This window comes from Roseovarius litoreus, assembly GCF_900142765.1.
In the GTDB taxonomy this organism is placed as follows: domain Bacteria; phylum Pseudomonadota; class Alphaproteobacteria; order Rhodobacterales; family Rhodobacteraceae; genus Roseovarius; species Roseovarius litoreus.
Window position 1 is genome coordinate 99,118 of sequence record NZ_FRCB01000003.1, and the last position, 25,211, is coordinate 124,328.

Below are 25,211 nucleotides of genomic sequence, written 5' to 3' on the forward strand. Positions count from 1 at the left end.
AATCCGGTGCGCGCAGGCGTGAGGCCGGGTCGCTGACCCATCGTCCGACCCCCAAAGAATTTCGCGTCAATTTGATCTGTTGAGGAGGTTTTAATCCTCAAACGCGATCCTCGTGCCTGTCGGAAACCCGAGCCTTCGGAGAAGGGAGCCTTGAATGCAAGGATTGGTCAACCGCGCGGTGGAGCGGTTCGTGTGCGATACATATGGGCGCGATACATGGCAGGCGATCATGCGCGGCCTCGATCTGGGGTTTTCCGAGTTCGAGGCGATGCTGAATTACGATCCCGAGATCACGCCGCGTCTGCTGGCGGCGGTGGCGGCTGCACTGGACAGGCCGCAGGCGGACATCCTGGAGGATATCGGGACATATCTTGTCTCGCATCCCAATGCGGCGGCTGTGCGGCGGCTCTTACGCTTCGGGGGAGACACGTTCGAGGAGGTGCTTCATTCACTGGAAGACCTGCCGGGGCGCGCGGCGCTTGCGGTGTCGGAGCTGCGTCTGCCGCCGGTGGATGTGTCAGAAGAGGCGGACGGCCGGTTCTGTCTGCGGATCGGTGCAGCGAACAGCCCCGGGCAAGGCTTTGGCCATCTGGCGGTGGGTCTTTTCCGGGCGCTGGCGGACGATTACGGCGCGCTTGTGCTACTGGAGCACAAGGGCGAGCAGGCCGGTGTGGAGCGTGTGGAGATCGACTTTCTGAGCGCCGATCATGCAAGGGGTCGGGCGTTTTCCCTCGGAGCGTTCGGGTGAGGGATTGCGGCGCGGCAGCGCCGCCGGATCAGGCGGCTTTGGATGTGCTCTGCCCGATGCATGCGCGGCTGGACCGGGAAGGGTGGATCGTCCATGCAGGCCCGATGCTGGCCAAGCTCGATGCGCGCTCGGGCGTGGTGGGGCGCCGGTTTGCCGATCTCTTCGAGCTGCGCCGCCCGCGCATCGACGACAGGGTCGATCTTCTGATGGACGGCGGCGCGGTGCGTTTGCGGCTGCGGCTGCGCCAGCCTCCGGCCACGGGGCTGAAGGGAGTGTTCGTGCCGGTGGCCGGGGGGGCGGTGGTCAACCTGTCCTTCGGCATTGCCCTGCAGGAGGCGGTGCGCGATTTTTCCCTGACGGCGGGGGATTTCGCGGCGACCGATCTGGCTGTCGAGATGCTCTATCTGATCGAGGCGAAATCTGTCGCGATGGAGGCGTCGCGCAAGTTGAACCTGCGGCTGCAGGGCGCGCGCATCGCGGCGGAGGAAAAGGCCTTTACCGATACGCTGACCGGGCTTGGCAACCGGCGCGTGCTGGAGCCGCTTCTGACACGGCTGATCGATGCCGGGAGTGACTTTGCGCTGCTGAATCTTGATCTCGATTTCTTCAAGGCGGTCAACGACACGCTGGGACATGCGGCTGGCGATCATGTGTTGCAGCAAGCGGCTGGCATCATGCGGGCCGAGACGCGCGACAGTGACAGGGTGCTGCGTCTTGGCGGGGATGAGTTCGTGGTGATCCTCGAGGGGCCGGTGGATCGCGCGCGGGTGGATGATATCGCAAGGCGGCTGATCGCGCGCCTCGAGGAGCCGATGCGGTGGGAGGGCAGGCCGCTGGAAATCTCGGCCAGCATCGGCGCGGCCTTGAGCCGAAGCTATGTCACGCGGGAGGCGGGGGCGATGATCGCGCAGATGATGGACGATGCCGACCGCGCGCTTTACGCCGCCAAGGCGGCGGGGCGAGGGCGGCATGTGGTTCATGATCCATCCGAGGGGGGGTGAGCCATGAGGGCAGAAGGGGCGGCGGCCCTGGCTGACAAGGGGCGGGTGACACGGGGCAGGTGACACGAGACCGGTTGCAAGGCAGGCCCGGGCCGGGTGCGCCGCATGCAAGACATCTTGTTATTTTCGTTCCGGGTGCTAGGATTTCCGCATTTGAAGCAGAATGTGCCAATTCACGAGACTTGTAACGCAATGGTAATGGTAAACGAGTTGTTTTCTTGACCGCGGCCCGTTGTCTCCCAAGCTGATTTTTTCGCGGTTTGCGTGTGTTTATCAGCCCTGCGAGGCGATGGGACGACTGAAAATTTTGAAATTCAGGATTAAAATCGATATGGTAGAGTCCACTCTTTTGTCAGCCATGGCGCGCTTGCGTATCGCTTTGAGAACGCTTGAGGCGGATCTCGGGATGGGGGATCTGAGCCCTGCGGAACTTGATGCGCTGGCCGCGACGGTGCAGCTTTTGGAAGAAAAAGAGCATTTCAAAGCCGCGGATCTGGCCAATCATCCCTTGCTGGATCAGATCTCGCGTGCGAGCAAATACAGGGTGATACAGTCGCTTGAAACACGCGGATTGCTGACGACGGTGCAGCATAATGGCCGCAAGCGATATGTCCTGAGCGCCGTTCAGGCTTGATGCGCCAACCCTTCTGATGATCCGTCCTGCCGGGGCGATGCGGCCTGTGCAACAGCCTTGCGCGAGGGCGTGAGGCCCGGGGGCGTGAGCCCCTTTTCTCTGGTGTCGGCGCCTTGTATCAGGGAGTTCCGCACAGCAGAGGACGCGTGATTTGACCCAGACCGCAGAGCGCATTGCCCGCATCATCGCCACCGAGATCAATGCCCGACCCGATCAGGTGAGTGCGACCGTCCAGCTTCTTGATGGGGGGGCGACGGTGCCTTTCGTGGCCCGCTATCGCAAGGAAGCGACCGGAGGCCTTGACGACACGCAGTTGCGGACCCTCGCTGACAGGCTGGGCTATTTGCGCGAGCTTGAGGCGCGTCGCGCGGTCATCCTTGGCTCGATCAAGGAGCAGGGCAAGCTGACCGAGGCGCTGGAGCGAAGCATTGCCGGTGCGGACACCAAGGCCGCACTTGAAGACATCTATCTGCCGTTCAAGCCGAAGCGCCGCACCAAGGCGATGATCGCGCGCGAAAACGGGCTTGAGCCGCTGTTGCGCGCCATCCTGGAGGATCGCGCGGCCCGGCCCGAGGATCTGGCTGCGGGGTATCTGAGCGAGGCGGTGGCGGATGCCAAAGCCGCGCTGGAGGGCGCGAGGGATATCCTCGTGGAGGAATTGAGCGAAAACGCCGATCTGCTGGGGCGCTTGCGTAGCTTCATGCAGGAGACCGCGCTGATCACCGCACGGGTCCAGCCGGGCAAGGAAGAGGCGGGGGTCAAGTTCTCGGATTATTTCGATCACCGTGAAAAATGGGCGAGCATCCCGTCGCATCGGGCGCTGGCGATTCTGCGCGCGGCCAAGGAAGAGATCGTCACCGTCGATATCGCCCCCGATCCCGAAACCGACGCCCCGCGCGCCATCGCCATGATCGAGGCGGCGATCGGCATTGCAGGCAACGCGCCGGGGGATCAGTGGCTGCGCGAGGTGGCGGGCTGGACATGGCGGGTCAAGCTCAGTCTGACGATGTATGTCGATCTGATGGGCACGCTGCGCAAACGTGCGCATGAAGAGGCTATCACCGTCTTTGCCCGCAACCTGCGCGATCTTCTGCTGGCGGCCCCGGCGGGGCCGCGCCCGACGCTCGGGCTTGATCCCGGCATTCGCACCGGGGTCAAGGCGGCGGTGGTGGATGCCACGGGCAAGCTTCTGGAGACCGCGACGCTCTATCCGTTTCAGCCGCGTATGGATGTGGCGGGCGCACAGGCCGTGATCACCGCGATGATCGCGCGCCACGGGGTCGAGCTGATCGCCATCGGCAACGGGACGGCGAGCCGCGAAACCGAGCGGCTGGTCGCCGACACGCTCAAGCAGCTGCCCAAGGGTAGCGCGCGCCCTGCAAGCGTGATCGTGTCCGAGGCGGGGGCTTCGGTCTATTCGGCATCGGAACTTGCGGCCGAGGAATTTCCCGATCTGGATGTGTCCCTGCGCGGGGCGGTGTCGATCGCACGGCGGCTGCAGGATCCGCTGGCCGAACTGGTGAAGATCACCCCGCAATCCATCGGCGTGGGACAATATCAGCATGATGTCGATCAGCGCCGTCTGACGCAGGCGCTCGATGCGGTGGTCGAGGATGCGGTGAACGCGGTGGGCGTCGATCTGAACATGGCGTCGGCGCCGCTTCTGGCGCGGGTGGCGGGGGTGGGGCCGTCGCTTGCACAGTCCATCGTGGCGCATCGCGACGCACAGGGTCGGTTCGAGTCGCGCAAGGCGCTGCTCAAGGTCTCGGGGATGGGGCCGAAGGCGTTTGAGCAATGCGCGGGATTCTTGCGGCTGCGCGATGGCAGCGAGCCGCTGGACGCCACCTCGGTGCATCCGGAAGCCTATGACGTCGCCCGGCGCATCGTGCAGGCCTGTGGCCGCGACATACGGGCGATCATGGGCGCACCGGAGGCCCTGCGCGGGTTGAATGCAGCAGATTTCGTGGATGACCGTTTCGGCCTGCCCACGGTGCGCGATATTCTGGGGGAGCTTGAAAAGCCCGGCCGTGACCCGAGGCCCGATTTCGTGACCGCCCGCTTCGCCGAGGGCATCGACGACATCAAGGATTTGCGCCCCGGCATGTCGCTGGAGGGAACGGTGACGAATGTGGCGGCCTTCGGCGCTTTCGTGGATATCGGCGTGCATCAGGATGGGCTGGTGCATGTCAGCCAGCTGGCGGACAGGTTCGTCAAGGACCCGCATGAGGTTGTCAAGGCCGGGGACGTGGTCCGGGTGCGGGTGGTCGAGGTGGATGTGGCCCGCAAGCGCATCGGGCTGAGCATGCGCAAGGCCAAGTCCGAGGGGCAAACACCTTCGCAGGAGAAGAAACCCACAGGCCGCAGGCCGCACAAGTCGCAGCCGCCCAAGACCAGCACCAAGTCCGAGCCGCGCGAGAGCGCGCAAGGTGCGCTTGGCGAGGCCTTGCGCAATGCGATGCGCGGCAAGACCTGAGGCCCGGGCCTTCGGGGGCAGCTTCCGGATGGTTCGCTGCGCCTTGGTCCGGGGGCGGGGGCACGGCTATCTTGTGCCTGAAGGCTTCGCAGCAAGCGAGGTGGTGCCGGGCCTTTGGCCTGTCTGGCCTGTCGGGTCCCAGATGACGACCTGCCGGATGGGCTAACGCAATTCAATCGGGCAGAGCGCCACACCGGACGCTGTCAGATTTTGCTTGGTAATTTTCTGGGGGAGGAGTGGCAGCCCGTAGGGGAATCGAACCCCTCTTTCCAGGTTGAAAACCTGGCGTCCTAACCGATAGACGAACGGGCCACTGCTGCGCGTGAATGGCTATCTAGAGAAGTGACCTGACCTGTTCAAGCAGTTTTTTCACCAATGCCGACAATTTCCGAAATGCCGGGCAGGCGAGCTGTCTGCGCCGTTTTCGGGGGATGCGATCCGGCCTGTTCGTGACGTGTCAGGGGCCTTGGAGCCGCCTCTGGAGCGCCGGGAAAAGGGCGCGCTTGCCAATGTCAGGCAGGAGCCGCGTCTTCCAGCTGGAGCTGCGCGCTGCGGCGCCCGCCCCATTCGTTGATCCCGATCCGACCGGCCAGATGGAACCGCGCGCCGCCATGCGACATCAGCGCCTGCCCGAGCGGGCTGTCGAAGGCGCCGAAGGCGATGGCGTCGAGCTGACCGGACAATCCGTCGCCGAAGCGCAGTTTCAGATGCGCATCGCCCACCCGCTTGGCAAAGCCGATCTGCATGTCGGGAAAGACATAGCGCGGCCCCGGCGCGCCTGCGCCGAAGGGACCGGCGGCTTCGATCCGCTCGACCAGCTCGACCGTGGCGGCGCCGGGCATAAGGACGCCATCAAGCCGCAGATCGGCGGGGCCTGCGGCGCCTGATCCTTGCCGGTCGAGCAATTCGGACAGGCGCTCCATCGCGGCTTCGAGTCGATCGCGCGCCACGGTGAGACCTGCGGCCATGCGGTGCCCGCCGCCCTTGATGAGCAGCCCCTCGGCGGCAAGACGCTGGATCGACGCGCCCAGATCGACGCCCGATATGGACCGGCCCGAGCCTTTTCCCTCGTCGCCATCCATGCCGATCACGATGGCGGGGCGGTTCGTCAGTTCCTTGAGCCGCGAGGCCACGATCCCCACCACACCGGGATGCCATCCTTCGCCCGCAGCCCAGACCAGCGGCGCGTCCAGTCCGCGTGCCTCGGCCTGCGCGAGGGCGGCGGCGCGCACGCCGGCTTCGATGTCGCGGCGCTCGGAATTCAGCTGATCCAGCCGTTCAGCGAGGGATCGCGCCTCGGAGATGTCGCGGGTCGCCAGCAGCCGTGCGCCCAGATCGGCCTTGCCGATCCGCCCCCCGGCATTGACACGCGGACCCATCACGAAGCCAAGGTGATAAGCCGAGGGCGCCGTATCGAGCCGCGCCACATCGCTGAGCGCGACAAGGCCCGGACGGTCGCGATGCGCCATGATGCGCAGACCCTGCCGGACAAAGGCGCGGTTCACGCCCTTCAGGGGTGCGACATCGGCCACGGTCGCCAGCGCCACCAGATCGAGCATGGCCAACAGGTCGGGGCCTGTCTCGCCAAGGGCGCGCAGCTGCCGCCCGGCTTCGACCAGCATCAGGAACACGACGGCGGCGGCGCAGAGATGCGCCAGATCACCGGTCTCGTCCTGCCGGTTGGGATTGACCACCGCAAGTGCGGGCGGCAGCGTCTCGCCGCCCAGGTGGTGATCGAGGATCACGACATCCGCGCCACGCGCGGCTGCGATGGCGTCATGGCTGAGCGTGCCGCAATCCACGCAGATGATCAGGTCATGGGCTGCGGCAAGCTCGGCCATGGCGGGTTCATTGGGGCCATAGCCCTCGTCGATCCGGTCGGGGATATAGAGCGTCGCGGCAAGGCCCATCTGGCGCAGCCAGTCGATCAACAGCGCCGCGGATGAGCCGCCATCCACGTCGTAATCCGCGAAGATCGCGATACGCTCGTGGCCGCGCACCGCCGCGATGAAGCGGCCGGCGGCGGTTTCCATGTCCCGAAGGCTGCGCGGATCGGGCAAGAGGTCGCGCAGCGACGGTTCGAGATAGGGCTCGGCCTCGGTTTCGGGCACGCCAAGCCGCGCGAGCGTCTGGCACAGCGGACGGGGCAGGCCGGTGGATTGGGCCATCGCTTCGGCGCGGCGCTCGATCTCGGCGCCGGGGCCGATCCAGCGCCGCCCGGTCAGCGAATGCGCGATGCCGAGATAGGCGTCCACCCCCGCCCCGCCGGATCAGCGGGTGGGGTTGCGGTAAATCATCCGGCGCAGCGAGCCGGTCTTGGACCGCATCAGCACGGTTTCGGTTTCGACGTAACCGGGGCGGCGCTTGATGCCCGACACGACCGAGCCATCGGTCACTCCGGTCGCCGCGATGATCACATCGGCGGTCACCATCTCGTCGCGCGAATAGACGCGGTCGAGATCGGTGATCCCGGCCTTGGCGGCGCGGGCTTTTTCATCGTCGTTGCGGAACAGAAGACGGCCCCAGATCTGGCCACCCATGCATTTCAGGGCGCTGGCGGCCAGCACGCCTTCGGGGGCGCCGCCGGATCCCATATACATGTCGATCCCGGTCTGCTCAGGCTCGGCGCAATGCATGACGCCGGCAACGTCCCCGTCGGTGATCAGGTGGATCGCCGCACCCGTGCTGCGCACGTCGGCGATCATCTCCTGGTGGCGGGGGCGTTCGAGGATGCAGACGGTGATATCCGACGGCTTGCAGCCCTTGGCCTTGGCCAGGGCTTCGACCCGCTCACGCGGCGACATGGCGAGCGAGACGACATCGGTGGGATAGCCCGGCCCGATGGCCAGCTTGTCCATATAGACATCCGGGGCGTGCAGCAGCGTGCCGCGCGGGGCCATCGCGATCACGGTCAGCGCATTGGGCATGGCCTTGGCCGTCAGGGTCGTGCCCTCGAGCGGGTCGAGGGCGATATCGACGCCGGGGCCATCGCCGGTGCCCACCTCTTCGCCGATATAGAGCATCGGGGCTTCGTCGCGTTCGCCTTCGCCGATCACCACGACGCCCTTGATGCTGAGCATGTTGAGCTGTTCGCGCATGGCGTTCACTGCCGCCTGATCGGCGGCTTTCTCGTCGCCGCGACCGATCAGGTCGGCACAGGCGAGGGCCGCAGCCTCGGAGACACGGGCGAGGCCCAGAGACAGCATGCGGTCGTTGAAGTCGGCGGCGGTCATGGCAAATCCTTGTTTGATGCAAGTCGCGTAAGCATTAGCGGCAGCACCCTTTGCGCACAAGTGGCGCGGGTCTTTCGAATGCCCGCGGTCAGACGGTTTCTATTCTCAGGGCGACAGGCTCGGTGGCCACCACGTCCAGCCGCGACATGGCGTCAAGGGCCGCATCAAGCGCGCTGCGGGTGGTCTTGTGGGTCACGATCAGCACGGGGGCGGTGGTGTCGTCGTGGCGATACTGGCGCATCCGGTCGATGGATATTCCCGCCTCGCCCAGCACCGCGGCCACCTTGGCCAGAGCGCCGGGTTTATCTTCGAGCGCCATGCGCAGGTAATAGGGGGCGGGCGTCGCACCGAGGGCGCTTTGGGCTTTTTGCAGGCCCTTGGCGGGCTGTCCGAAGGTCGATACGCGACAGCCGCGCGCGATGTCCATCACGTCGGCCATCACGGCGCTGGCCGTGGGGCCTTCGCCCGCGCCGGGGCCGCGCAGGACGATCTGTTCGACCATGTCGCCCTCGAGCACCACCATGTTGGTGCCACCCTCGAGCTGACCGAGGGGGCTGTCGGCGGGGACAAGACAGGGCGACATGCGCTGTTCAAGCCCACGGCCGGTCATCCGGGCGACGCCAAGCAGCTTGATGCGGTAGTCCATATCGGCGGCATGGCGGATGTCGGCGATCGTCACCTTCTCGATGCCTTCAAGATCGACCGCGTCGAAATCGACCTGCGTGCCGAAGGCGATGGAGGCTAGCAGGGACAGCTTGTGACCGGCGTCGATCCCGCCCACATCCAGCGTCGGATCGGCTTCGAGATAGCCAAGCTGCGCGGCCTCGTCGAACACCGTGTCATAGGGCAGGCCCGCCGATTGCATACGGGTCAGGATGTAGTTGCAGGTGCCGTTCATCACGCCCATCACGCGGGTGATCTCGTTGCCGGCAAGCCCTTCGGTCAGCGCCTTGATGACCGGGATGCCGCCAGCCACGGCGGCTTCGAAGCGCAGCACGCGACCGGCGTTTTCTGCAGCGATTGCAAGAGCCTGCCCGTGATGGGCCAGCATCGCCTTGTTGGCGGTGACCACGTCCTTGCCCGCGGCGATGGCGGCTTCGGTCGCAGCCTTGGCAGGCCCGTCGCTGCCGCCCATCAGCTCGACGAACACATCCACATCGTCACGCGTGGCAAGGGCGACAGGATCATCCTCCCATGCGTAGTCGGAAAGGGTCACGCCGCGGTCCTTGTCGCGGGTGCGCGCGGAGATGGCCGAGATCGTGATGGGCCGTCCGGCGCGCGCGGCCAGAAGGCTGGCTTTCTGGCGGACGATCTTGACGACGCCGGTGCCGACGGTCCCCAATCCGGCGATGCCAAGGCGCAGGGGGTCTGTCATGTCGGTCTCCATTCGTCGCTTCCGGGGTGGTCTGGACGCGCGATGTAACGGGTTCGACGGGGCCTTGCAACGCAGGTTTTCAGGGGCCTTACCTTTCCTGCACGCCACGGGCCATGCGGTCGCGGGTGTCGGGGTCGATCACGGCGCCGCGAAGGGTGGCGGCGCGGGCGCGGAGGGTGGCGGTGCGGGCGTCGATTTCGCTGCGGTCTTCGTCGCCGAGGTCGGGGGCCGGAGCGCTGGCGCGAAGGGTTTCGATGGGCACAAGCTGGGGATAGGGCGCGTCGCGCAGGGCGGGGTCAATCGCGTCGTCAAGCGCGGGAAGCTGCGTGCAGCCTGCCGGTAGAATGGTGGCGAAAGCCAAGAAAACAAGGGTGCCGGCGCGCATGGATCGGACCTCGGGACAGGTGTGTTGTCTCTCTCTTGCCACTGTTTGAGGGGCGAGGGCAAGCGAGGGCTTTGATCTGAACGGGTGTTCAGATAATTTGACCGCCATGGCCAGAACCCAAGGATCGCATTCCGACATCACCGGCCCGCGGGTGCGGGAGGCGGCCTTGCGCCTTTTTGCCCGGGAGGGCTATGCCGCTGTTTCCATGAGACAAATCGCCGGTGAAGTGGGGGTGCAGGCGGGGGCCTTGTACAATTACACGCCCGACAAGCAGACCCTGCTGTTCGATCTGATGAAGGCGCATATGGATGATCTTCTGACAGCCTGGGAGGCGGAGGCGGCGCCCGAGCACCCGCTGGAGGCGCTGGAGCGGTTCGCAAGGTTCCATATCCGGTTCAACACCGAGCGGGCCGATGCGGTCTTTGTCTCCTATATGGAGCTGCGTAACCTCAGCCCGAAAAATTTCGAGGTGATAGAAGGGCTTAGGCGGCGCTATGAGGATCAGCTGGAGCACATTCTGCGGCGGGGCGTGGCGCTGGGCCTGTTCGATGTGGCCGAGCCGAAGATCACCACGATGGCGGTGATTGCCATGTTGACCGGTGTGAATACCTGGTTTCGGGACGGGGGGCGGTTGAGCCTGCCGGATGTCGAGACGATCTATTGGGATATGGTGCGCAGGGCGGTGACTCCGGAACCCGCCGCGAATCGCGGTTAACGCTCTGAAAAGGCAGGAAAAACCCGTTCGGTATCACGTCGGTATGACGTCGGTATCGCGTCGGTGCGGGATCGGTGCAGGGCGCCCTGTCACCAAGGGTTAACCGACCGCGCGCCGTCAGATCAGATCGAGCCGGTTCGCACGCACAACCGCATGGGTGCGGTTTTTCGCCTGCAGCTTGGCGCAGAGCGTGCGCATGATCATCTTCACCTGGCTTTCGGTGATGCCGAGTTCCTGGGCGATTTCCTTGTTGGTGCCGCCGTCGGAGGCCAGTTGCAGGATGCGTTTTTCGCGATGCGTCAACGCCTCGTTGCGGGGGCGGGCGGGTTCGACCCAGTTGTGATGCAGTTCGGAATTGATGTTGGCGGGAATGAACACCTCGCCGCTCTGGATCAGGCCGATGGCGTTGACAAGCGATCTGAGGCTCTGGCCATGCGAGATGATGCCGTCGGCGCCCTTGCTCAAGGCGTTCTTGGCCAGGTTCGTGTCGACCTTGTGGGTGAAGAGCACGATTTTCGAGTCGCTGCTGGCCCGGGCGGCCTGTGACAGCGCATCAAGCCCCTTGATGCCCGTATTCGCCGGATCGAGCAGGATCACGTCGGGAATATTGCCGTCTGCGACAAGGCTGCGCACCTCGTCTATGGAGCCTGCGACGGTGACATCGAAACCATATTCAGTCTTGAGAAAATGCTGGATGGCTTCCGAGATCATCCGGCTGGTCGCAACGAGGCAAATGGATGTCTCGTCACTGGGATCGGTCGGCTTTCGACCGGATTGCGCGGTGTTCATGCGTCCTCCTAGGGACTGGGCAGTTGGAATGTCACTCGTGAACCTACCGCAAAACGCCTTCGGGAAGATGGGCCCAATGGCCATCATCCGCACATCCCCATCAGATACACTCATAGCGCGAAGGTCAACCTTTGGTGTTGCCTAATTTGGGTGTCGGCACGTTTCAGCACAAGGCCGAGAGGCGGTCGCGGTGGCGGGTTTGGGGGAGAAGGGGCGCGGGCCGCGCAGGCCTTGCTGTGCTATGCGCCATCATGCCAGCGAGACCCGTGGCTGGCAGCGCGCCTGCCACAAAAGAGTGTTCAAATGCATCATGCGCACCGCCATTTCGATCGCGTCATAGGAGACCGGATCGGGAAGGGTCACATCGCAGATCGAGAGATCCGGGTCTGGTGCAGGGTGGGAGCCTGCGCCTGCGGATACGAGCATCGCTCGCGTCTCAGGGTGACATCTCCTGAAGGTGGCGAGGCGGTCGATCACCCGGGCCACCGCGCGGGCTGCGGCGGAGCATTACGAGTATTTGGGGAACGATGAAGGGAGGGGTGCGCGGGCAGCGGCGCGATGCAGTCCGGATGCAGGGCCTTGCGGAGTGACGTCTGGCAGGCGGGTATCGCGTGGCCTGTGTCGATCCGGGGGCTGCCTTGGTAAGACGGATGCGGCTGGTGGGGTTGGGGGCGGCCGGGGGCTGGTATGGGGGGCGGCTGTGCCGGGGGGTCCGCGGCACATGGGGCAGGCGACCCTGGGGGTGGGTGCCTGTGGTGAATATAGTGAGCTAAAGCAAAGCAGTTTGGCGCGCTTTGAAGGGGTGGCGGCGGGCTTCTTTCTGCTGGATTCTCGGAAAATATTGTTTTCATGAGAGGTTTTAACCGCAGGCGCCATGCGTGCGGTCGAGAAAGAACTTGCGTCATGTTAATTGTTTTGAAAGCCTGCAAGAGGCCGGATGTGAGCATCCCATTAGGGTGTCGGGCGGTTTCGGCCAATTTTGAAGAGACATTTTGAACAGGGAGATCCAATGAAACAGATGCGATTGGCGGCCATGGCCGCAGCGACGATTTTGACGACGACCACATTTGCACATGCCACGGTCATCACCCAGCAGAGCTTCGATGCCGACCCGACCTTGTCGGACACGCAGGCTCCGGGAAGCTGGTATGTGGACCGCTATGCACCGGCGGGATTTTCATCCCAGGACTTCATGGGAGATCATCGCCTGGCCCATGAGATCACCGCCTCGGACGGGGCCGACAACAGGCCGTCTTCCTTCTCGAGCGTTTTTTACAACACGCAAGGCCGCAAATACGATACGGCCGGCGCCAACCGGATCTCGATCGATCTGTTCTTTGACGCCGCGTTCGAGACGGGGGGGCGGCTTGGCGGTTTCTGGGGAACGGCGTTCGATGCCGCAGATGCCATAACGGCCTATCCGATCATCGATTATTTCGGCACCGGCACCGGGCAGGACGCAGGCTTCCGGTATTGGGATGGCGCGGCTTTCGTGTTTGCCGGCACGCCATCGGGATTCGCATGGGAGGCGTTCAACACCCTGACCATCGAGCTTGATCGGGCGGCGGAGCAGTTCGAGTATTTGGTGAACGGTGAAGTGATCGGCACGATCGGGGCGAACGGGGCGACGCGGATCGGGAACGCGATCCTGCAGAATTACAACTCGCAGGCGGGCACAGACCGGACGCTTTACTGGGACAATTTCTCGGCGGAAGTGACCGCGCCGATCCCGCTGCCGGCGACGCTGCCGATGCTGCTGGCGGGGCTGGGGCTGGCAGGGGTCGTGGCGCGGCGCAAGCGCGGCTGAGCCGGGCGATCCTCGGGACAGGGTGACGGGCGGCATTGAGGGGCCGCCCGCATGCGGTTCGGGCAGAGGTCAATGCGCGGGTTTGATGAAGGTGCCGTTGCGCAGCTCGGCCATGGCCTGTTGCAATTCCTGCGCGGTGTTCATCACGATCGGGCCGTGCCAGGCGACCGGCTCCTGGATGGGAGCGCCGGAGATCAACAGGAAGCGGACCCCGTCGGGACCGGCCTGCACCGTTACCTCGTCGCCGGTGCCGAAGCGCACCAGCGTGCGGTCGCCCGAGAGGTCGCGGATATTGACCTCCTGGCCCATGACCTCTTTTTCCAGCAGAATGCCGGTGGGCTGGCTGGTATCGGCGAAGGCGCCGGAGCCTGCGAAGACATAGGCGAAGGCGCGCCGGTAGGTGTCGACCTTGAAGGTCTTGCGGGCGCCGGGGGGGACGGAGATATCGAGATATTGCGGATCGGCGGCGATGCCGTCGACCGGGCCGGTGCGGCCCCAGAAGCTGCCGACGATCACCCGGACGCGGGTGCCGTCGTCATCGGTCACCACGGGGATGTCGGGGGCCTTGACGTCCTGATAGCGTGGTGCGGTCATCTTGAGCGCCGAGGGCAGGTTCGCCCAGAGCTGGAAGCCATGCATCTGGCCGTGGCTGTTGCCGCGCGGCATTTCCTGATGCAGGATGCCCGATCCGGCGGTCATCCATTGCACATCGCCCGCCCCGAGCGTGCCGGTATTGCCCAGGCTGTCGCCGTGATCGACCTCGCCTTCGAGGACATAGGTGATCGTCTCGATCCCGCGATGGGGATGCCAGGGAAAGCCGCTGGCGTATTTCGCCGGATCGTCGTTGCGGAAATCGTCGAAGAGCAGGAAGGGGTCGAGCTCGGAGGGGTTATGAAAGCCGAAGGCGCGGTGGAGATGGACTCCCGCGCCCTCGAGCGTGGGTTGGGCGCGGTGGGTTTCGAGTGTCGGTCTGATGGACATGGGAGTGGCTCCTTTCGGGGCAAGAGATATGCCGGGACGCGGCCCGCGCAATGGGGCGATCTGTGAGCGGGTGAACGCAAGCTGTGCGCGGGGGACAACAGGTGCTGGCACAGAGCAGTGCCGCGCTGCGATACCCCCTCGCGTCCGGGGCGGTTTCGGGCTAAAGCGTGTCGCGAAAAACCTGACCCACAGATTTTCGCGAGATGCAGTGCCTTGTTCGATCGTTGCACGCGTTTCGCCTTTAGCTGGTGCCTCAGGTCACAGGCGGAACGCTTCAAGCCGCAGCGGCAAGTTGGGAGACATGGATGGCGGACGAGGTTCTGGCGGTTTTGAAGGCATCGCCCCCGCGGCGGGTGCTCGGTGTGGGAACGGTGCTGATGCTGGGCGCGCTGGCGGTCTATGTGGCGCTGTTCGAGCCGCCGGGGCATCCGGGCTGGACCGCGTTCCTGATCGCGCTGGGGCTGACGGCGCTGTGGCTGAGCAACAAGATGCGCCATGCCACGATGGCGCATCTGGAGCTGACGCGCAGCGAGCTGCGCAGCAGCACGGGCGAGGTGCTGGTCAGGGTCGCGGATGTCGAGCAGCTGGAGCGGGGGGCCTTGGCGTTCAAGCCGTCGAACGGGTTCATGCTGAAGCTGAGAGCCGGGAGCGACGCCGGGCCACGGCGTTGGGAGCCGGGCCTGTGGTGGCGCATGGGGCGGCGCGTGGGCATCGGTGGCGTGACGCCGGGATCGCAGGCCCGGGTGATGGCCGAGCTTCTGACCCAAATGATGGCGCAGCACGCAGCGGAGCGGCAGGACAAGCGCTGATCACGGGCAGGGCGGATGCGGCGTCAGCTGCTCGGCGTGCAGCTTGGGCATTGGATGTTCTCCACGAAGCGCGGGCCGGTGAACACACGGGTCGTGACCGGGACCGAGGGATCGAAGCCGGCATTGAGGCGCGGCTCGTAATTCGACCAGCTTTCCACGATGATCAGCTGACGGCCATTGCCCAGAGTGGGCAGGGAGTCGTGATCGGTCGCGACATCGGAGGTTTGCAGCGGGTTCATCGGGCCTGTGCCGCGGATCTGGGACCAGACAACGGAATATTCATTCGTCGACGTGTCGAAGGTGACCACGGTCACCCGCAGCTGATTTTCGCCAACACCGTTGGTGAACTCGTCGAACAGCTGTTTGGCGCCGTCCAGAAAGGGCTGATCGATGACGGCCTGTTCGCGCGAGATCATGTCGGTGACGGTATAGGTCGCCTTTTCGCGGACGCTTTTGAAGCGATACATCTCGAAGATCTCGAAGGTTGCCTGAAGCGCCCAGAACAGGATCGGGACGATCACCACGGCCTCCACGGTGATCGTGCCCTGGACACCGTCGCGGAAGCGCAGCAGGAAGGATTTGAGGCGGGCATATGTCATCGGATCATGGCTCGTTCACGAATGCGGAGAGGGAGACGACAGCGGATTGCCCGCTGGAATCCTTTTGCAGGGCACGGCCCAGAACGGCATCGGGCATCAGGGGGTCGTATTTCAGGCAGGCGCGCAGGATCATCAGATCGTTGCGCTGACCGGGTGTGAACTGCTTGACAGGCGCGGTCGGCTCGGCCCGATCCGTGCAATCCGCGACTGTATCCAGCCCGACATAGGCCCGCGGATCGATCGGCCGCATTTCGAGGCGCAGGTTTTCCGTGCAGTTGCCGCCGAGCCGAGCGAATTCGCAGACCATGTTCTTGATCGTGGGATGGTTGGGCGGTGTCGCATAGCCCAGCCGGATCTGCCGGACGGTCAGATCGAGACCGCGTTCCAGCATGGCATGGCGCAGGGTGATGAAGCTGAGCTCGAGTGCGAAGATCAGGAACATCATGAAAACCGGGAAAATAATCACGAATTCGATCGACGCATTGCCGTCTTCGGCACGTCTGAACCGCCGGAGCCGTCTGGACAGGGCGCAGATCATTGGGTCAGCCTCAGTTTCTGGACATTGGCGGCGATCGACCCGAAAGCCTGGCTGATGTTCACCGTGGTCGCATCGAAGTGCTGCGACGGGGAGGAGGCGCAGTTCTCGAGCCGGTCGGCCGCGCTGTTGAATTCGCCCATCTCGAAGGCGATGGTATAGACGACGATGCCCTTGGACTTGGTGGCGCTACAGATGTCGGCCATAAGGTCGTCCTTGGTTTCGGGGGCAATGCTGCCATTGCCGTTTCTCGAGAACATGTTGTCCGGCGCGTAATCAAAGGTGGTTCTCGAGTAGAAATCGGGCGTCATCAGGCCCCATGCCTCTTCCCAGGACAGCCGCTCCTGACTGTCGAAGTTGGGCAGCGTGGTGGGCAGAGCATTGAACTGCGCCGGGGTGAGATACACGCCGTTGGTGATGTCGGTGTAGTCGTTCCAGTAGGTCGAATAGAGGTAATAGTTGGTGATGTCCTCGGATTCATAGACGCAGACCCAATAGCCCGTGTTGCAGTTCATTTCACTGTAGGAGATGAAGCTCGGGTTGAAGACGAAATACCGGTATTTGAAGACGTCGTCGGTATACTGGACCCTGTAGAGATATGAGTCCGGTCCGCGGTAATCCGGCTGGGTGTGATTTTCCACGATATCGGGGTTCATCAGCCCGTTGGGATCGTCGAGGCCATAGGTCCAGTCATTGGCACCATCGCCCATGACGATGGCCACTTTGAGAACCTGTCCGGTCGAATAGAGCGCGGGCGTGTTATTGATAGAGGGATCGACGATATTGTAGGTCACGAGATTGCCGCTGGAATCCGTTTTGGTGCGGGTCTGCTGCAGGCTGCTGACCACGGGCGCGAAGGCCGGGTCCAGAAGGCCGGCGGCCCATTTCATGCCCAGATGCGTCGAGGTACTGCCTGCGGCCTTGAGGCTGTCGATCTTGTTGTGCAGCGCCGTGACCGAGTTGGAATAGGGCAGGATGCGGAAATACTCGTCCGTGTAGCACGTCCGGTTATAGGCCGTGTTGGTGACGGTCGGATCACCGATGCCGATATTGCCGAAAGACCCGGTGAGCGAGGTATAGATCGTCTGCCCGTAGCTGCGCGCCGGGTCGATGGCGGTTTTCTCGAAATCGGACTCGAGAAAGTCGATGCAGGTCGAATAATTGTGGCGGACATCCACCGAGAGCGCCTCGAACATCTCGTCGCTGGGGGTCACCGACCAGCTGTAGGGTACGATCGAGATCGTGGTCGTGCCCTGATCCGAGGCGCTCATCACATCGGTGACGAATTGCTTGGCGGCGGATTTCATCTTGGTCAAACGCTCGCCCTCCATCGAGCCGGACACGTCGAGCACAAGCACGATTTCCATGCGTGGTGCTGCGATAGCGGCGGTGGCGCCGCCGGCGGTTGTCAGGGTGTCCACGCCGGACAGGCGCATCAGGAAGGTGTCCATCTCGAGCTCGACCGAGGCGGTGACGCTTTTGGCATTGAGCGATGCGACGATATCCGTGTCGGGATCGATGGTGCTGAGATACTGGCTCAGATCCGCTGCGTCGAAGTAATCCTCGACGATGAATTTCACGTCGTCGGCGGTGGCATCGGCAGGGGCGCCGGCCCCGGCCAGAACCGCGCTGTCGAGCGTCGCCTGTAGATGGGTGCGCGCCATTTCGTGGCGCATGACATCGATGCCCAGGCCGGCAGCGGCGAGCATGACGACGAACAAAAAGAGCGACAGAATTGTTATGGCCCCATCGTCACGTGTCGCAAAACTCCCGGCGGTGCGAGAAATGCGCATGCCGTTTGTGGGGGTCTTGCGGATGGATGGGCAAATTCCCAAGCCAGTCATAGCATCACCTTTGGGTTGCAGAACACTTTAAATAGGCAGTCGAGCGTTAATATCTGTGCGATCCTAGTGACAGAATTAAGGCTGAATCCAGAGTTATTTCGTCATTTAACCCCATGATGTGAGACAGTTTTTATCGTTTCCCAGGGACTGTTTCCGGATTGTTATGCAATCCCGGAGCAAACAGGCGCAGGAGATTCGCCCGGCCCATGGGTGGACAAAAAAGTCGCTGACCTTCACGGTGGTTTAACGCCTATCTGGCACAGCGTTTGCAACATCACGGAGCAGGACCGGGAAAAAGGAACGTCTGATGAAACACCTGAATGAGCCGTCGTTTCGCGAAAGCGTGGACCTTATGTTCAACCGCGCGGTTGCGCTGATGGACCTGCCCCCCGGGCTTGAAGAAAAGATCCGCGTCTGCAACGCCACCTATACTGTGCGCTTCGGCGTGCGGCTGCGCGGGAAGATCCAGACCTTCACCGGATATCGCAGCGTGCATTCGGAACATATGGAGCCGGTCAAGGGCGGTATCCGCTATGCGCTGTCGGTCAATCAGGACGAGGTCGAGGCGCTGGCGGCGCTGATGACGTATAAATGCGCGCTGGTGGAGGCGCCGTTCGGCGGATCGAAAGGCGGGCTGTGCGTGGACCCGCGCGAATGGGACGAGCACGAGCTGGAAAGCATCACCCGCCGCTTTGCCTATGAGCTGATCAAGCGCGACCTGATCAATCCGAGCCAGAACGTGCCGGCACCGGACATGGGCACTGGCGAACGCGAGATGGCCTGGATCGCGGATCAATACCGGCGCATGAACACCACCGACATCAATGCGCGCGCCTGCGTGACCGGCAAGCCGCTGAATGCCGGTGGCATCGCGGGCCGTGTCGAGGCGACGGGACGCGGCGTGCAATATGCGCTGCGCGAGTTTTTCCGCCACCCCGAGGACATGGCCGCCGCCGGCCTGTCCGGATCGCTGGACGGCAAGCGCGTGATCGTGCAGGGCCTGGGCAATGTGGGCTATCATGCCGCCAAGTTCCTGCAGGAAGAGGATGGGGCGGTCATCACCGGCATCATCGAGCATGACGGCGCGCTTTACAGCGACGAGGGTCTGGATGTCGAAGCGGTGCGCGGCTGGATCATGAAACATGGCGGCGTGACCGGCTATCCGGATGCCACCCATACCGCCGAGGGGGCTGCCGTGCTCGAACATGAGTGCGACATCCTGATCCCGGCGGCGATGGAAGGGGTGATCAACCTTGGCAATGCCGAACGCATCAAGGCGGCGCTGATCATCGAGGCGGCGAATGGCCCGGTCACCGCCGGCGCCGACGAAGTGCTGCGCAAGAAGGGCACGGTGATCATTCCGGACATGTATGCCAATGCCGGCGGCGTGACGGTGTCCTATTTCGAATGGGTCAAGAACCTCAGCCATATCCGCTTTGGCCGGATGGGCCGCCGCCAGGAAGAGGCGCGGCATCAGTTGATCGTGGACGAGCTGGAGCGGCTGGACCGTCATCTCGGCGATGCCTGGGTCATGAGCCCCGACTTCAAGCAGAAATACCTGCGCGGCGCGGGCGAGCTTGAACTGGTGCGCTCGGGTCTCGATGACACGATGCGCATCGCCTACCAGTCGATGCGCGAGGTGTGGCACGGGCGCGAGGATGTGACCGACCTGCGGACCGCGGCCTATCTGGTATCGATCAACAAGGTTGCCGCAAGCTATCGCGCGCTCGGTCTGTAGGCGATCAAGGTGACATAAAGAACAACCTTAAATTGCCAACTCGACGCACAATGTCTATGAGTCAACGGCGGCCGTGATGGCATGGCCGCCGTAAATACCCGGCATGAGCGGCATGGGTTGGGACCAGATGACTGACAGGACGCCAGACGAGACGGCCCTTGATGCGCGCTATAAGGCATGGCTCAAGAAGAACCCGGGCAAGAGTTTTTCGGAATATTTCGACGGGGTTCACGTCCCGAAAATCATGGCGGGGCATCCGCATGCCTCGTTGGGGCGCAATCTGACCACGGGGGATTGGCGGGTTTCGGGCAAGGGGTCGTTCCGTCGGGTCTGTGACGCGTTCAGCTTCGTGACCGGTGCGAAATCTCTGCCGAAGGACAGTGCGGTCTGCGAGCTGGGCTGCGGAACCTTGCGGATCGGCGCGCATTTCATCGATCATCTTGGCCCGGGCCGGTTCGCCGGGCTGGATATCTCGCAGGCTTTGATCGACGAGGGTCGCACCGCTTTTGCGGAGCTGGTGCGCGCCAAGCGCCCGGTGCTCGGCACATTCGACAGCGCCCTTGAGACCGCTGCAGGACTGTGCCCTGATCTTGTCTTTGCCTTCAACGTGGTGTGCCATGTCCATCCGGACGAGGAAGAGACCTTTTATGACAGGCTGCTGGCACTGGTGCACAAACCCGGCTGTATCGTCGTGCTTCAGGTGGTGACCCATCCCGAGCCGATACGCTATCAGGAATCCGGTTGGGCCAGACCTGTGCAGGACTATATCGAGCGCATGACGCCGCTGATCCATCACCGGCATGATGGGGACCTCATCAAAACCGGTGAGAAGGGCGGTCGCGAGATCGAGTCTCGGCTGCTTGCCTTCCGACGTCCGGCACAGGATGTATGAGCGGCGATGCAAGGGGGTTGCGGCGCCTGACCGTGGCTGACAGGATGCGGGGCGACAGAGAATGAATGAGGGTCTCATGCTGCGTGTTCTGACATTGTCCTGCGGGCTTGCCGTGCTGGCCGGAGCGGCCTCGGCCGAGACCGCCGCCCAGAAGGCCGAACGCTGCGCGGCGCAGGCCGATATCGTCACATTGGCGGTCGATGCCCGCCAGGAGGGGCGCGATGCACAGGCCACCAAGGCGATGATGGAGGCCGCCGAGAGCGGTATTCCCGCCAGATATGCGCCCGGTATCACGCCGCTGGTGGAGTGGGTGTTCACCCTGCCGGAAGATCAGTTGGCGCTCGATGTCGGTGGCGCGTTTGAAAAACAGTGCCTCGAATTCAGCCAGTAGCGGGAATGATCGCGCACGGTCCTTGCCGTGGCGGACCGTATCCACCATATTCCGGGTATGAGTCTTCCACCCGGTTTTCTTGATGAATTGCGCTCGAGGACGTCGCTGTCTCAGGTGGCGGGCCGCAAGGTCATGTGGGACATGCGCAAGTCCAATCAGGCCAAGGGCGACATGTGGGCGCCATGCCCGTTCCATCAGGAAAAGACCGCCAGCTTTCACGTGGATGACCGCAAGGGCTTTTATTACTGCTTCGGCTGTCATGCCAAGGGCGACGCGATCGGTTTCGTGAAGGACACCGAGAATGTCGATTTCATGGAGGCCGTGCGGATCCTCGCGGCCGAAGCGGGCATGCCGATGCCCGAACGCGACCCCCAGGCCCAGCAAAAGGCGGATCGGCGCCAGCAGCTTGCCGAGGTCATGGAGATGGCGGTGCAGTTCTTCCGCCTGCAGCTCAAGATGGGTGCAGGCGCCGCGGCGCGCGATTACCTGGCTGGCAGAGGGCTGGCGGAGGCCGGTCAGGAGCGGTTCGAGATCGGTTTCGCGCCCGCCTCGTGGCAGGCGCTGCTGGAGCATCTGACGAGCAAGGGCGTGGAGGAGGAGCTGATCCTCGATTGCGGGTTGTGCCGACGCAGCACCAAGCCCGGAGGGCGGCCCTATGACGCGTTCCGCAACCGCATCATGTTTCCGATCCGCGATCCGCGCGGGCGCTGCATCGCCTTCGGTGGCCGGGCGATGGACCCTGCCGATGATGCCAAATATCTGAATTCACAGGATACGGAACTCTTCGACAAGTCGCGTGTTCTGTATCATCACGGTCCGGCCCGGGAAGCTGCGGGCAAGGGCAAGCCACTGATCGTAGCCGAAGGCTATATGGATGTGATCGCGCTGGCGATGGCGGGGTTCGATGCGTCTGTGGCCCCGCTTGGCACGGCGGTGACTGAGCATCATCTGCAATTGCTGTGGCGCATCGCCGATGAGCCGATCATCGCGCTGGACGGGGACGGGGCGGGCCTGCGCGCGGCGTATCGTACGATCGATGTGGCGCTGCCGCTGCTGGAGGCGGGCAAATCGCTGCGCTTCGCGCTGATGCCCGAGGGAATGGACCCCGACGATCTCTTGCGGGCCAAGGGGCCGGTGGCGGTGCAGGAGATCCTGGACCGGGCCTTGCCGATGGTGCAACTGCTTTGGCAGCGCGAGACCGAGGGCCGTGTTTTCGACAGCCCCGAGCGGCGCGCGTCGCTGGACAAGGCGCTGCGCGAGAAGATCATGCTGATCCGTGATCCTTCGATCCGCAGTCATTACGGGGAGGCGATCAAGGAATTGCGCTGGGCGCTGTTCAGCCCCCGGCGGCAGGAGGGCGGCAGCGCGCGTCAGGGCTTTGGGCGGGGCGGTCGATGGCAGCCTCCGGCCAGCGCACGCCAGACCACCCGCGCATCGCTTCTGGTGGCGGCGGGCGAGGGGGCGCATCAGCGTCTCAGGGAGGCGCTGATCCTGGCCACGGTGATCTGCACGCCGCAGGTGTTCGACGATGTCGAGGGACAGTTGGAAGGGATGACCTGTTCGGATCCCGAACATGAGCGGCTTCGCGGGCTGATCCTGCGCCATGCGGGGCAGGCGGGCGAGGCGCTGCGTGCGCGGCTTGAGGCGGAGGCCGGGGGCGATGCCCTTGAAAAGCTGTTGTCGCTTCCCCATGTCGCTCTGGCTCCTGCTGTGCGCCGTCCGGGTGATCCGGACATCGCCCGCATGACCATCGCGGAAGAATTGTCAAAGCTCGAGGCCGAGCGCGGCCTCAACGCCGAAGTCAGGGAGGCCGCGGAGGATCTTGCGGGCGTTGCTGACGAGGCGGTGACATGGCGGTTGGGACAGGCCGCCGAAGAACGACAGCGCGCTTTGCGCAGCCAGACGGAAGACACGACTGAATACGATCTAGCGGAGAACGGCGCGCGAATCAGTCGCGATGAGCGCGAAAGACTGGAAAAGCTGCTGAACGGCATCACCTTTTCCAAACCGGCCCGTTGATTGTGGTTTGGTGAGAAATAGGTAAAGAAGACAGGGTACAGGGTGTGCGAATCACTAGAACGCGATATTGATTCGAATCACTCGATCGCTCACTGCTCAGGAGACTTTCATGGCCGCCAAGGATAACGACGACCAGAAACCCGAGGATCAGGAGGCCGAGCTTTCTCTCGACATGAGCCAGGCGGCGGTCAAGAAGATGATCGGTGAGGCGCGCGAGAAGGGGTTCATCACCTACGATCAGCTCAACAAGGTGCTGCCGCCCGATCAGGTGTCGTCGGAACAGATCGAGGACGTCATGTCGATGCTCAGTGAGATGGGCATCAACATCATCGAGGAAGAGGACGCCGAGGAAGAAGAGCAGAAATCCACCGCCGTGGCCGAGATCGGCCGCCGGGGGGAGTTGGCGCTTGGCTCGGGCAAGGACGAGAAGCTGGACCGCACCGACGATCCGGTGCGCATGTATCTGCGCGAGATGGGCAGCGTCGAGCTGCTGAGCCGCGAGGGCGAGATCGCCATCGCCAAGCGCATCGAGGCCGGGCGCAACACGATGATCGCGGGCCTGTGCGAAAGCCCGCTGACCTTTCAGGCCATCACCATCTGGCGCGACGAACTTCTGGGCGAGGACATCCTTCTGCGCGACGTCATCGACCTGGAAGCCACGTTCGGCACCCAGATGGGCGAGGACGGAGAGGCCGAGGCGGTGGTCGAAGCGGCCAACGTGACGACCGCGCCCGCCTCGGAGCGGCGCGACGATGGCCAGCCGGAACTGGATGCCGACGGCAACCCGATTGCCAGCGAAGACGATGACGACGAGGACGAACAGGCCAATATGAGCCTTGCGGCGATGGAAGCCGCGCTGAAACCCCGGGTTCTGGAAACGCTGGACCGGATCGCCGACGATTACGAGAAACTGAGCGAGATGCAGGACAGCCGCATCTCGGCCACGCTGAACGAGGATGGATCGTTCAGCGCCAAGCAGGAAGAGACATACCAGACGCTGCGCTCCGAGATCGTGCAACTGGTCAACTCGCTGCATCTGCACAACAACCGCATCGAGGCGCTGATCGACCAGCTTTACGGGATCAACCGCCGGATCATGCAGATCGACGGAGCGATGGTGAAGCTGGCCGATCAGGCCCGCATCAACCGGCGCGAGTTCATCGACGAATACCGTGGCCGCGAGCTGGACCCCAACTGGCTGGACGACATGGCCGAGAAGGACGGGCGCGGCTGGAAGATGTTCATGGAACGCTCGCTGGACAAGGTGTCCGAGCTGCGCGCCGACATGGCGCAAGTGGGCCAGTATGTGGGCCTCGACATCAGCGAATTCCGCCGCATCGTCGCACAGGTGCAGAAGGGCGAGAAGGAAGCCCGTCTGGCCAAGAAGGAAATGGTCGAAGCCAACCTGCGGCTGGTTATCTCGATCGCCAAGAAATACACGAACCGGGGCCTGCAATTCCTTGATCTCATTCAGGAAGGCAATATCGGCCTGATGAAGGCGGTGGACAAGTTCGAGTATCGCCGGGGCTACAAGTTCTCGACCTATGCGACATGGTGGATTCGTCAGGCGATCACCCGCTCGATCGCCGATCAGGCGCGCACCATCCGTATTCCGGTGCACATGATCGAGACGATCAACAAGCTGGTGCGCACCGGGCGACAGATGCTGCACGAGATCGGCCGCGAGCCGACGCCGGAAGAACTGGCCGAAAAGCTGCAGATGCCGCTGGAAAAGGTCCGCAAGGTGATGAAGATCGCCAAGGAGCCGATCAGCCTCGAGACCCCGATCGGCGACGAGGAAGACAGCCAGCTTGGCGATTTCATCGAGGACAAGAACGTCGTCCTGCCGCTGGACAGCGCCATTCAGGACAACCTGCGCGAAACCACGACGCGGGTTCTGTCGAGCCTGACGCCGCGCGAGGAACGTGTGCTGCGGATGCGGTTCGGCATCGGCATGAACACCGACCACACGCTGGAAGAAGTGGGTCAGCAGTTCAGCGTGACCCGCGAACGGATCCGGCAGATCGAGGCCAAGGCGCTGCGTAAGCTCAAGCACCCGTCGCGGTCGCGCAAGCTGCGCTCGTTCCTCGATCAGTAAGCTGCACCAAAGTGCATGAAAGGGCCGCGTTTGACGCGGCCTTTTTTCATGTCCGGCTGTGTACGACTGGTACGAAACCTACGCGCATTTGGGACGAAAGGGGTTCGGGCCGGTTTCGGGGCAGTTTCGGGGGTGAAGGGGCGCG

At 63.6% G+C, this 25,211-nt stretch carries 22 protein-coding genes and 1 tRNA gene; 12 read left to right on the top strand and 11 right to left on the bottom strand.

Annotated elements, in window-relative coordinates; all coding sequences use genetic code 11:
• Positions 1-154 precede the first annotated feature (154 nt).
• From F3H35_RS06950 to F3H35_RS06965, 4 genes are all read left to right on the top strand, one after another.
• A complete protein-coding gene (locus F3H35_RS06950) occupies positions 155-748 on the top strand; it encodes a heme NO-binding domain-containing protein (protein WP_149778903.1) in 594 nt (197 codons plus the stop codon).
• A 56-nt stretch (positions 749-804) separates the two neighbouring features.
• Positions 805-1,749 (top strand): GGDEF domain-containing protein, encoded by a 945-nt coding sequence (locus F3H35_RS06955; protein ID WP_149779192.1) that lies wholly within the window; start codon positions 805-807, stop codon positions 1,747-1,749.
• Positions 1,750-1,981: 232 nt separating this feature from the next.
• Positions 1,982-2,383, top strand: a complete 402-nt coding sequence (locus tag F3H35_RS06960; protein WP_149778904.1) for a TolC family protein — start codon at positions 1,982-1,984, stop codon at positions 2,381-2,383.
• 151 nt (positions 2,384-2,534) lie between these two features.
• Positions 2,535-4,856: a Tex family protein gene (locus tag F3H35_RS06965; protein WP_149778905.1), complete on the top strand. Its 2,322-nt coding sequence runs from the start codon at positions 2,535-2,537 to the stop codon at positions 4,854-4,856.
• A gap of 237 nt (positions 4,857-5,093) precedes the next feature.
• Here the strand turns inward: F3H35_RS06965 and F3H35_RS06970 are convergent.
• The 5 genes from F3H35_RS06970 to F3H35_RS06990 all read right to left on the bottom strand — a co-directional run bounded on the left by F3H35_RS06970 (position 5,094) and on the right by F3H35_RS06990 (position 9,849).
• Positions 5,094-5,168, bottom strand: a tRNA-Glu gene (locus tag F3H35_RS06970).
• Between the two features lie 200 nt (positions 5,169-5,368).
• The gene (gene recJ / locus F3H35_RS06975) at positions 5,369-7,111 is read right to left on the bottom strand and encodes a single-stranded-DNA-specific exonuclease RecJ (RefSeq protein ID WP_149778906.1); all 1,743 of its coding nucleotides are present in this window, start codon (positions 7,109-7,111) and stop codon (positions 5,369-5,371) included.
• Between the two features lie 15 nt (positions 7,112-7,126).
• The gene (gene glpX, locus F3H35_RS06980; RefSeq protein ID WP_007814345.1) at positions 7,127-8,089 is read right to left on the bottom strand and encodes a class II fructose-bisphosphatase; all 963 of its coding nucleotides are present in this window, start codon (positions 8,087-8,089) and stop codon (positions 7,127-7,129) included.
• Positions 8,090-8,177: 88 nt separating this feature from the next.
• Positions 8,178-9,464 carry a homoserine dehydrogenase gene (locus F3H35_RS06985; protein WP_149778907.1) on the bottom strand — a complete coding sequence of 429 codons (1,287 nt, stop codon included), beginning with the start codon at positions 9,462-9,464 and terminating at the stop codon, positions 8,178-8,180.
• A gap of 88 nt (positions 9,465-9,552) precedes the next feature.
• Positions 9,553-9,849 carry a hypothetical protein gene (locus F3H35_RS06990; RefSeq protein WP_149778908.1) on the bottom strand — a complete coding sequence of 99 codons (297 nt, stop codon included), beginning with the start codon at positions 9,847-9,849 and terminating at the stop codon, positions 9,553-9,555.
• A gap of 106 nt (positions 9,850-9,955) precedes the next feature.
• Here F3H35_RS06990 and F3H35_RS06995 point away from each other — a divergent pair, with 106 nt between their 5' ends.
• Positions 9,956-10,564 (top strand): TetR/AcrR family transcriptional regulator, encoded by a 609-nt coding sequence (locus tag F3H35_RS06995; protein ID WP_149778909.1) that lies wholly within the window; start codon positions 9,956-9,958, stop codon positions 10,562-10,564.
• A gap of 117 nt (positions 10,565-10,681) precedes the next feature.
• Here the strand turns inward: F3H35_RS06995 and F3H35_RS07000 are convergent, their stop codons facing one another.
• Complete coding sequence (locus tag F3H35_RS07000) at positions 10,682-11,353, bottom strand: response regulator transcription factor (RefSeq protein ID WP_188129901.1); 672 nt, start codon at positions 11,351-11,353, stop codon at positions 10,682-10,684.
• A 249-nt stretch (positions 11,354-11,602) separates the two neighbouring features.
• A complete protein-coding gene (locus tag F3H35_RS18810; protein ID WP_188129902.1) occupies positions 11,603-11,779 on the bottom strand; it encodes a hypothetical protein in 177 nt (58 codons plus the stop codon).
• 583 nt (positions 11,780-12,362) lie between these two features.
• Between F3H35_RS18810 and F3H35_RS07005 the strand changes: the two genes are divergently transcribed.
• The gene (locus tag F3H35_RS07005) at positions 12,363-13,160 is read left to right on the top strand and encodes a VPLPA-CTERM sorting domain-containing protein (protein ID WP_223228339.1); all 798 of its coding nucleotides are present in this window, start codon (positions 12,363-12,365) and stop codon (positions 13,158-13,160) included.
• 69 nt (positions 13,161-13,229) lie between these two features.
• Here the strand turns inward: F3H35_RS07005 and F3H35_RS07010 are convergent, their stop codons facing one another.
• Positions 13,230-14,141, bottom strand: coding sequence for a pirin family protein (locus tag F3H35_RS07010; RefSeq protein WP_149778911.1), 912 nt, complete (start codon positions 14,139-14,141; stop codon positions 13,230-13,232).
• A gap of 305 nt (positions 14,142-14,446) precedes the next feature.
• Here F3H35_RS07010 and F3H35_RS07015 point away from each other — a divergent pair, with 305 nt between their 5' ends.
• Entirely contained in the window at positions 14,447-14,950 is a 504-nt protein-coding gene (locus F3H35_RS07015; RefSeq protein WP_149778912.1) for a hypothetical protein, read from the top strand.
• A 23-nt stretch (positions 14,951-14,973) separates the two neighbouring features.
• On the opposite strand, the gene F3H35_RS07020 is transcribed toward F3H35_RS07015, so the two are convergent.
• From F3H35_RS07020 to F3H35_RS07030, 3 genes are read right to left on the bottom strand one after another with little or no spacing between them, the layout of a single operon-like run.
• On the bottom strand, positions 14,974-15,549 hold the full coding sequence (locus F3H35_RS07020; RefSeq protein ID WP_149778913.1) for a TadE/TadG family type IV pilus assembly protein: 576 nt from the start codon (positions 15,547-15,549) through the stop codon (positions 14,974-14,976).
• A 4-nt stretch (positions 15,550-15,553) separates the two neighbouring features.
• Positions 15,554-16,087, bottom strand: a complete 534-nt coding sequence (locus F3H35_RS07025) for a TadE/TadG family type IV pilus assembly protein (protein WP_149778914.1) — start codon at positions 16,085-16,087, stop codon at positions 15,554-15,556.
• On the bottom strand, positions 16,084-17,877 hold the full coding sequence (locus F3H35_RS07030) for a VWA domain-containing protein (protein WP_188129903.1): 1,794 nt from the start codon (positions 17,875-17,877) through the stop codon (positions 16,084-16,086). The genes F3H35_RS07025 and F3H35_RS07030 overlap by 4 nt, the downstream gene beginning before the upstream one ends.
• 358 nt (positions 17,878-18,235) lie before the next feature.
• Here F3H35_RS07030 and F3H35_RS07035 point away from each other — a divergent pair, with 358 nt between their 5' ends.
• The 5 genes from F3H35_RS07035 (at position 18,236) to rpoD (ending at position 25,066) form a co-directional block, all read left to right on the top strand.
• Positions 18,236-19,666 (top strand): Glu/Leu/Phe/Val family dehydrogenase, encoded by a 1,431-nt coding sequence (locus F3H35_RS07035; protein WP_149778916.1) that lies wholly within the window; start codon positions 18,236-18,238, stop codon positions 19,664-19,666.
• Positions 19,667-19,793: 127 nt separating this feature from the next.
• Entirely contained in the window at positions 19,794-20,558 is a 765-nt protein-coding gene (locus tag F3H35_RS07040; protein WP_188129904.1) for a class I SAM-dependent methyltransferase, read from the top strand.
• A 61-nt stretch (positions 20,559-20,619) separates the two neighbouring features.
• Positions 20,620-20,949, top strand: a complete 330-nt coding sequence (locus F3H35_RS07045; RefSeq protein WP_149778918.1) for a DNA primase — start codon at positions 20,620-20,622, stop codon at positions 20,947-20,949.
• Positions 20,950-21,006: 57 nt separating this feature from the next.
• A complete protein-coding gene (gene dnaG / locus F3H35_RS07050; RefSeq protein WP_149778919.1) occupies positions 21,007-22,968 on the top strand; it encodes a DNA primase in 1,962 nt (653 codons plus the stop codon).
• A 109-nt stretch (positions 22,969-23,077) separates the two neighbouring features.
• The gene (gene rpoD, locus F3H35_RS07055; RefSeq protein ID WP_149778920.1) at positions 23,078-25,066 is read left to right on the top strand and encodes an RNA polymerase sigma factor RpoD; all 1,989 of its coding nucleotides are present in this window, start codon (positions 23,078-23,080) and stop codon (positions 25,064-25,066) included.
• Positions 25,067-25,211 lie beyond the last annotated feature (145 nt).

Excerpts from the sequence above, each read along its gene's own strand:
- F3H35_RS06950 (WP_149778903.1), top strand. The coding sequence starts at position 155 with ATGCAAGGATTGGTCAACCGCGCGGTGGAGCGGTTCGTGTGCGATACA.
- F3H35_RS06955 (WP_149779192.1), top strand. The coding sequence starts at position 805 with ATGCATGCGCGGCTGGACCGGGAAGGGTGGATCGTCCATGCAGGCCCG.
- glpX (WP_007814345.1), bottom strand. The coding sequence starts at position 8,089 with ATGACCGCCGCCGACTTCAACGACCGCATGCTGTCTCTGGGCCTCGCC.
- F3H35_RS06985 (WP_149778907.1), bottom strand. The coding sequence starts at position 9,464 with ATGACAGACCCCCTGCGCCTTGGCATCGCCGGATTGGGGACCGTCGGC.
- F3H35_RS06990 (WP_149778908.1), bottom strand. The coding sequence starts at position 9,849 with ATGCGCGCCGGCACCCTTGTTTTCTTGGCTTTCGCCACCATTCTACCG.
- F3H35_RS06995 (WP_149778909.1), top strand. The coding sequence starts at position 9,956 with ATGGCCAGAACCCAAGGATCGCATTCCGACATCACCGGCCCGCGGGTG.
- F3H35_RS07000 (WP_188129901.1), bottom strand. The coding sequence starts at position 11,353 with ATGAACACCGCGCAATCCGGTCGAAAGCCGACCGATCCCAGTGACGAG.
- F3H35_RS18810 (WP_188129902.1), bottom strand. The coding sequence starts at position 11,779 with ATGCTCGTATCCGCAGGCGCAGGCTCCCACCCTGCACCAGACCCGGAT.
- F3H35_RS07005 (WP_223228339.1), top strand. The coding sequence starts at position 12,363 with ATGAAACAGATGCGATTGGCGGCCATGGCCGCAGCGACGATTTTGACG.
- F3H35_RS07010 (WP_149778911.1), bottom strand. The coding sequence starts at position 14,141 with ATGTCCATCAGACCGACACTCGAAACCCACCGCGCCCAACCCACGCTC.
- F3H35_RS07015 (WP_149778912.1), top strand. The coding sequence starts at position 14,447 with ATGGCGGACGAGGTTCTGGCGGTTTTGAAGGCATCGCCCCCGCGGCGG.
- F3H35_RS07020 (WP_149778913.1), bottom strand. The coding sequence starts at position 15,549 with ATGACATATGCCCGCCTCAAATCCTTCCTGCTGCGCTTCCGCGACGGT.
- F3H35_RS07025 (WP_149778914.1), bottom strand. The coding sequence starts at position 16,087 with ATGATCTGCGCCCTGTCCAGACGGCTCCGGCGGTTCAGACGTGCCGAA.
- F3H35_RS07030 (WP_188129903.1), bottom strand. The coding sequence starts at position 17,877 with ATGCGCATTTCTCGCACCGCCGGGAGTTTTGCGACACGTGACGATGGG.
- F3H35_RS07035 (WP_149778916.1), top strand. The coding sequence starts at position 18,236 with ATGAAACACCTGAATGAGCCGTCGTTTCGCGAAAGCGTGGACCTTATG.
- F3H35_RS07040 (WP_188129904.1), top strand. The coding sequence starts at position 19,794 with ATGACTGACAGGACGCCAGACGAGACGGCCCTTGATGCGCGCTATAAG.
- F3H35_RS07045 (WP_149778918.1), top strand. The coding sequence starts at position 20,620 with ATGAATGAGGGTCTCATGCTGCGTGTTCTGACATTGTCCTGCGGGCTT.
- dnaG (WP_149778919.1), top strand. The coding sequence starts at position 21,007 with ATGAGTCTTCCACCCGGTTTTCTTGATGAATTGCGCTCGAGGACGTCG.
- rpoD (WP_149778920.1), top strand. The coding sequence starts at position 23,078 with ATGGCCGCCAAGGATAACGACGACCAGAAACCCGAGGATCAGGAGGCC.